A 7,188-nucleotide genomic window follows, 5' to 3' on the forward strand; every position below is an offset into this window, starting at 1 on the left:
CCAAAGTCCTGTTCTTGCATTGCTTGTTGCATTTCAGGAGAATTGTGTAGTTGCTGCATTGCAGGGGAACTCATGAATTGCTGATGCTGTTCAGGTGTAAATGTTTGATCAATGTTTGCATTTTAGCAAACCACGACCCATTTGAATTGGAATTCGTATCTGCCAAAGCAGGAATTGCCATTAACCCAACTGCAATGACTGCAGTCCCTACGATCCCTAGTTTACTTGCTAAATGAGCAGCTACCGATGCACATACCACATCGGCGTCCAGCAAGTTGAACAAAGATATAGTGTAACATTTTTCCTTATCCATCCGCCAGCCTGTGGACGGGTCATAGTTTTTTTCCCAATCTGTCAGTGCTCCTGCCGGGCAGGCATTTACACATTTGTTGCACTTGCTACAAATAGTTTGCTCTAACAATTGGTCCGACTGTAACTCCGCTTCGGTAACGACCATGCCAAAACGGACCCTTGCTCCATACTGTGGGGTCAGCACCAAATTCGTAGACTCAGCCCATTTTACCTTGCCGGTAAGAGTGCGATCCCATCCTCCCTTAAACCTTTGGCAATCCGGGCTATACCCATACCAGAAAAATAATCTGCAAAGATTCGCCTGACAACTGAGGCTTGCTCTTCATTAACCACAAGATTGCCGTTTTTGTCCTTGTCATACCCAAGAAACCGCTTGGTATTAACCGAAAACTTACCCTGTTTAAATCGGCGTTAACTAAAACCTACCCATATTAAAAAGCACCTGCTTCATGCCTTTATCCAGCAAATGCCCTTGAATATAAGTGGATTCAGTTTTTAACTTTTACTTATTCATCCCAACCTCAACCGTAACCTTCTTGCCCTTTTCCCCTACCATATAATCCTTATGATATAGCAGTACACAGGTCTCCACATGCATCATCCGCAGAAACATATCTCTCAACAGTTGTCTTTCCACGAAGGCACCTGGAACTTACGCGGAAAGACAATGGAAATGACTGTTCTCAAGCATTTTACGCTGAATATAAAACGTTTTTTACATTATAGGCTTGTGCATTATGGCATCAGGTCTGACTAGCTAAAGGGAAAGCCTACACACCTAAGTAGGTGAAGGCTTTCCATTTAGCTTAGTTTATTAAAATGACTTAAATCCATTAATGCTCTGATTAACAAACATATCCAGAATAGGACCCAACACAATGCTTAAGAAAAGGCGGAAACCCTCAGCCAATACCAGTGCTACCCCTAAGCGGAGTAGAAACCGTCCCCCACGGGATGTGGAACGACGCAAAATACCATCAAAATCAAGGGCTCCAGCGGCACCCCAACCGAGCACCAGGCAAAGGAGAAAAAAAGCATAACTCATCCCAGTGGTTAGATCAAACATAGCCATGGCACTCCCTCCCTTGCCACAACTTATGATGCGCTAGAGGATTTTATGCTAAACTGGTCCAATTTTCATTAAAGAATCTACTTACATGTCTCCGAGACTCCCACTTCTATATGAGGTTCCATGCCCTGCTTCACTTGAAAACGCTACAAAAGTCAATGACAAATCCATTAAGATGTTCAACCTTCATTTGATCGCATTCGCCAAAAACACTAGGCTTACTGTACTGATCCTGCTCATCGAGCAAGAAAACCATAACCGTTTTGTCCACTGGATGGACTACCCAGTATTGAAATACGCCGACCCGCTCATAAAGTCGCAATTTTACCGAAAGATCCTTTTTTGCCGTCTCTGGCGACAATACCTCGATGATTAAATCTGGGGCTCCTTTGCACCCTCTGTCATCCAGTTTTTTTGGATCACAAACCACCACCAGATCGGGCTGTACGACGGTACTGGAAGTCTCATCCTGTTCCCCTGAGCCTGGTAACCGCACATCGAAAGGGGCGATGTAAACTTCACAAGGTTGATCCTTCAGATAGTTGTAGAACTGGTTATAGAGATCCCCTAAGACTTTTTGGTGTATGCGCGAAGGCGCTGGAGTCATCTCTATAGGAATGCCATCAATCAACTCATATCGTTTCCCATTTGTCCAAGACAAGTAGTCGGTATAATTGTAATACACCGTCTGACTCAACGCAGGTTCACTCATGGGTTCGCCCTCCCGTTCCAGTTTCTTCCTTATATGAATTATATCATACGGTATAGCTTTTATAAAGGCGAATAGTCGGCAGGATAACTGCCATAACATAATTAGAGTTACAATGTGGCTGCAATTGTTTATTTCTTCTTTTTAAATTTAGTTTCGGCGAGTTTTATATTCTCGGCAACTCTAAATTCAACTATCTTGCTTATTAATTGATAAGGTAGTGGTTTTTCAATAGGAAATTGTACAGACCCTTTTGCTCCTTTATATTCCGATAATTCATCTATGGCCTTTAAGTACTCTGAGCGATATAAACAAAGTCTATCCAATAAACAAACGTGCAATTAGGGATTTGCACGTTTGTTTATTTTAGCCAGTTCACAACTAAATTAATCTCAGTTTCGACAGTGGGATGAGCGAAGCTAAAGCGAAGTCGTTACCCGGCCAGAGACTTCGCTTTAGCGTTAGCGAATCCTTCAAGCGAGTGGTTACCAAACTTTGTGAAAGCGCGACATGCATCAGCGGGGCTGAGCACACGACGTGCGAAGCCGCCAACTGAGCCACGGAGGGCGATTTTGCGGGAACCCCGCCTCTTTCATAAGGCGCATGAACAACTAGTTTGGTCCACGAGCGCCGGGATGAGCGGTGCTAATGCGAAGTCTCCGCCACGAGCGCTCGGATGAGCGTTGCTAATGCGAAGTCTCCCTATTTAAGCACACTCTTACCCATTAGATATTTATCGACTTCTCGAGCTACAAGCTTTCCTTCCTGGATCGCCCAAACAACGAGACTCTGCCCTCTTCTCATGTCGCCAGCAGCGAAGACCTTCTCCACATTGGTCTCGAAAACTTCGTATTCCGCTTGCACATTGCTCCTAAAATCTCTCTCAAGCTTAAGCTCTTTCGGTATCGTATCTTCCGGACCTAAAAATCCCATAGCCAGTAACACAAGGTCAGCTTTCCATACCTTTTCGCTGCCCGGAATCTCTTGAGGTATCATTCTTCCAGAGGAGTTCTTAACCCAGGAGATTTCAACGGTATGAACTTCCTTAACTTCACCCTTCTCATTTCCCACAATCTTTTTCGTGGAGATAAGGTAATTTCTCGGATCCTTTCCATAGAGGCTGATGGCCTCTTCCTGACCGTAGTCCACTTTAAGTTTCAGCGGCCATTCCGGCCATGGATTAGACGCTTCTCTTCTTTTTTCAGGCGGTTCGGGCATAATTTCAAACTGGTAGACACTCTCGCAACCATGCCGTATGGATGTGGCAACACAATCAGTTCCTGTATCCCCTCCACCCAGGATAATGACATTTTTCCCTTTGGCGCTGATATAGTTGCCGTCCTTAAGCTCGGAATCCAAGAGGCTTTTGGTATTATCCTTCAGGAAATCCACCGCAAAGTGAACCCCCTTAAGTTCTTTTCCTTCCACATCCAGACCTCTCGCCTTGGTTGCACCTGCACACAGCACAACCGCGTCATACTGATCAACGAGTTCCTGAGCTCGGACGTCTTTGCCTACCTCAGTATTTAGCACGAATTGGATTCCTGAAGCCTTCATCAGCTCGAGGCGTCTTTCCACAATTCGTTTTTCGAGCTTCATATTGGGAATCCCGTACATCAGTAAACCACCGACTCTGTCGTTTCTCTCGTAAACCGTTACGTCATGCCCGACGAGATTTAAATAATAGGCTGCTGACATCCCGGCTGGGCCTGAACCGACAACTGCGATTTTCTTCCCGGTTGCTTTTGGTTTTTTCGGGACTACCCAGCCTCCGGCAAAGGCTTTCTCAATAATTTCATATTCCAGACTGTTGATGGTAACCGACTCCAGAATATGTCCTTCTGTGCATGACCCTTCACAGGGTGCAGGACATACTCTTCCAGTAAATTCCGGGAACGGGTTGGTTCTAATCAACCTTTTGTAAGCGTCCTCCCATTGTCCCTTATAAACCAGCTCATTCCACTCAGGAATGAGATTGTGCACAGGACATCCTGCTGCCATACCGTTTAACAGAACCCCGCCATTGCAAAAAGGAACTCCGCAGTTCATACATCTCGCGCCCTGAGTCTTTATGGTCTCAAGGTTTTGGGGAAGCTTTAGTTCATTCCAGTCTTTAATTCTTTCATCTGGAGGACGTTTTTTCGGATTGACTCTTTCATACTCTAAAAATCCGGTCACTTTTCCCATTGTAAGTCCCACCTTAATTTCTTAAAGTCCTTAATTTTTAAAATGCTCTTTGAACGCGACCATCAAGGCTTCTTCGCCGCTTAAGCCCGCCTTGTGAGCCTTATCAATGTTTTCAAGCATGCGTTTGTAATCTTTAGGAATGACCTTGCTAAATCTCAGCGAATAGCCTTTCCAGTCCTCAAGAACTTTCTTGCCCAGTGGACTTCCGGTATACTCAACATGTTTCCCAATCATTTTCTGAACTTCATTCAGTTCTTCTTTAGATTGAATTTTTTCTAATAACACCATGGACTTGTTGCAGTATATGTCGTCAAAGTCCAAAATATAGGCTACACCACCCGACATTCCCGCTGCAAAGTTTCTTCCCGTCTTACCCAGGACAACCACTTTACCGCCGGTCATATATTCACAGCCATGATCACCCACACCTTCAACAACCGCTTTAACTCCGCTATTCCTGACACAGAATCGTTCCCCAGCTATTCCGTTGATATAGGCTTCTCCCGATGTTGCCCCGTAAAAAGCGACATTTCCGATCAGAATATTTTTCTCAGGATCAAAGCCAGAAGCTTTGGGAGGATAAACCACAATTTTCCCACCGGAAAGGCCCTTTCCTAAATAATCGTTGGAATCTCCCTCCAGTTCAAGAGACATTCCTTTGGGAATGAATGCTCCAAAACTCTGTCCTGCTGAGCCCACAAAGGTAAGTTTGATCGTATCTTCGGGAAGTCCATTGAGGCCGAATCGCTTCGAAATTTCACTTCCGACGATGGTTCCGACAACTCTGTCGACATTATTAATCTTCAGTTTAGCCCTGATGGATTTCCGGTTCTCAAGCGCTGGCTTACACATCCTCAGTAACTTTTTCATATCGAGTGATTTTTCCAGCATATGATTCTGGGATTGGGTGTTAAAGCGACTGAGATCGGCACCCGCATATGGTTGATACAGAATCTGAGACAGATCGAGATTCATTGCCTTCCAGTGCTTAATATTCTCCTTGGTTTTAAGTCTATCTGTGCGTCCAACCATTTCAGTGATGGTCCTAAAGCCCAGTTTAGCCATAATTTCGCGCATTTCCTGTGCGACAAAGCGCATAAAATTTTCAACATACTCAGGTTTACCAGTAAAGTTCTTTCTTAACGTTTCATCTTGCGTGGCTATCCCAACAGGACATGTGTTGAGGTTACAAACCCTCATCATGACGCAGCCAATGGCAATCAGAGGGGTTGTCGCAAAGCCAAATTCCTCCGCTCCAAGCATTGCAGCAATCACAACATCTCTTCCTGAAAGCAGCTTACCATCGGTTTCAACAACCACTCTATCTCTTAACTTGTTGAGAACCAAAGTCTGATGCGTTTCGGCTAGCCCCAGCTCCCATGGAAGTCCTGCATTTCTAATGCTTGTTCTCGGAGATGCTCCTGTCCCTCCGTCATACCCACTGATCAGAATAACATCCGCTTTTCCTTTGGCTACCCCTGCAGCAATGGTTCCAACACCCACTTCAGAAACGAGCTTGACGCTAATCCGCGCATCTTTGTTAGCATTTTTAAGGTCATGAATGAGTTCAGCCAAATCTTCAATCGAATAGATATCATGATGAGGCGGTGGAGAAATCAGATCGACACCTGGCGTTGAATGCCTTACCTTGGCAATTTCCGGATAAACCTTACGACCTGGAAGCTGTCCACCTTCACCCGGTTTTGCTCCCTGTGCCATTTTTATCTGGATCTCTTGAGCATTTACAAGGTAGTTGCTGGTCACGCCGAAGCGTCCAGAAGCAACCTGCTTGATGCCACTATTTTTAGTGTCCCCATTGGCCATGGTCGTGAATCGTTCGCTATCCTCGCCACCTTCACCGGTGTTGCTCTTTCCGCCCAGTCTATTCATAGCGATCGCCAGACATTCGTGAGCTTCCTTGCTGATTGAGCCATAGGACATAGCCCCGGTCTTAAACTTTTTGACGATGGAATCTACTGATTCTACTTCTTCGATTGGGATCGTATCCCCCGGATTGTATTTGAAATCAAGAAGATTTCTTAGCGTGCATATTTCTTCTTCATTGACCTTTTTAGAGAAATCTTTGAAGAGGGAGTAATTTTCTTCCCTGCATGCTTTTTGAAGCATATAGATGGTTTCAGGATTATAGAGATGAATTTCCCCGTCCTCTTTGCACTGAAAGTACCCACCCACTTCCAAGGTATCGGTATACGGTGAATTTTCAAGATAGGCGCTTTCATGCCGCATCTGATTTTCTAAAGCAATTTCTTCAAGTCCTATTCCTTCCACTCTTGAGGGAGTCATCGTGAAATACTTATCGATCAGATCTTTTCTAAGACCAACTGCCTCAAAAATTTTGGGAACCATGGTAGCTTCGCACGGTTGAAATACCCATCTTTGTGAGAACTTTAAGAATTCCTTTGACAGAGGCCTTAATGAAGTTCTTTTTACCCTCTTCATAGGTTAGTCCGTCCAGTAACCCTTTTTCCGAAAGATCCTTAACGGTTTCATAGGCTAGATACGGATTTATGGCTGTAACACCATACCCAATCAGGGTACAGAAATGGTGCACTTCTCTGGGTTCTCCTGATTCCAGGACGATTCCCATGTTGGTCCTGATCTCTTTTCTGATCAAGTGATGATGAAGCCCTGAAGACGCTAAAAGTGCAGGGATAGCTGCATAAGTCTCATTAACGCCTCGGTCAGAAAGAATAATGATATTGGCCCCTTCGCTGATCGCCTTATCGGTTTCTCTAAAAATCCTTTCCAAGGCTTTTTCCATCGACTTTACCCCTTTCGAGGCTTTATAAAGGATGGATAGGGTTACTGTTTTGAGTTTGTCATTATTGAGCTGCTTAATCGTAGCCAGCTGTTCATTGGTCAGGATCGGATGCTCCAAAAATGATACTAG

Annotated in this window: 6 protein-coding genes and 1 pseudogene; all 7 read right to left on the reverse strand. The window is 44.7% G+C overall.

Annotated features, from left to right (window positions below):
- Positions 1 to 70: 70 nt before the first annotated feature.
- Positions 71 to 457 (reverse strand): 4Fe-4S dicluster domain-containing protein, encoded by a 387-nt coding sequence (locus UF75_RS26620; protein ID WP_052693590.1) that lies wholly within the window; start codon positions 455 to 457, stop codon positions 71 to 73.
- A 62-nt stretch (positions 458 to 519) separates the two neighbouring features.
- Positions 520 to 645, reverse strand: coding sequence for a recombinase family protein (locus UF75_RS30530; protein ID WP_082075318.1), 126 nt, complete (start codon positions 643 to 645; stop codon positions 520 to 522).
- Positions 646 to 814: 169 nt separating this feature from the next.
- Complete coding sequence (locus UF75_RS30930) at positions 815 to 949, reverse strand: hypothetical protein (protein ID WP_282433857.1); 135 nt, start codon at positions 947 to 949, stop codon at positions 815 to 817.
- 177 nt (positions 950 to 1,126) lie between these two features.
- The gene (locus UF75_RS23845; protein WP_045577012.1) at positions 1,127 to 1,384 is read right to left on the reverse strand and encodes a hypothetical protein; all 258 of its coding nucleotides are present in this window, start codon (positions 1,382 to 1,384) and stop codon (positions 1,127 to 1,129) included.
- A gap of 130 nt (positions 1,385 to 1,514) precedes the next feature.
- Entirely contained in the window at positions 1,515 to 2,093 is a 579-nt protein-coding gene (locus UF75_RS23850) for a Uma2 family endonuclease (protein WP_045577013.1), read from the reverse strand.
- Positions 2,094 to 2,792: 699 nt separating this feature from the next.
- A complete protein-coding gene (locus tag UF75_RS23855; RefSeq protein WP_045577014.1) occupies positions 2,793 to 4,277 on the reverse strand; it encodes a glutamate synthase subunit beta in 1,485 nt (494 codons plus the stop codon).
- A gap of 30 nt (positions 4,278 to 4,307) precedes the next feature.
- Positions 4,308 to 7,188, reverse strand: a pseudogene (gene gltB, locus UF75_RS23860) (glutamate synthase large subunit); the annotation flags it as partial.

Origin of the sequence: Desulfosporosinus sp. I2 (genome assembly GCF_000960765.1) — a bacterium.
Taxonomy (GTDB): Bacteria; Bacillota; Desulfitobacteriia; order Desulfitobacteriales; family Desulfitobacteriaceae; genus Desulfosporosinus.

Coding starts and splice junctions, on each gene's coding strand:
- UF75_RS23845 (WP_045577012.1), bottom strand. CDS start 1,384: ATGGCTATGTTTGATCTAACCACTGGGATGAGTTATGCTTTTTTTCTC.
- UF75_RS23850 (WP_045577013.1), bottom strand. CDS start 2,093: ATGAGTGAACCTGCGTTGAGTCAGACGGTGTATTACAATTATACCGAC.
- UF75_RS23855 (WP_045577014.1), bottom strand. CDS start 4,277: ATGGGAAAAGTGACCGGATTTTTAGAGTATGAAAGAGTCAATCCGAAA.
- UF75_RS26620 (WP_052693590.1), bottom strand. CDS start 457: ATGGTCGTTACCGAAGCGGAGTTACAGTCGGACCAATTGTTAGAGCAA.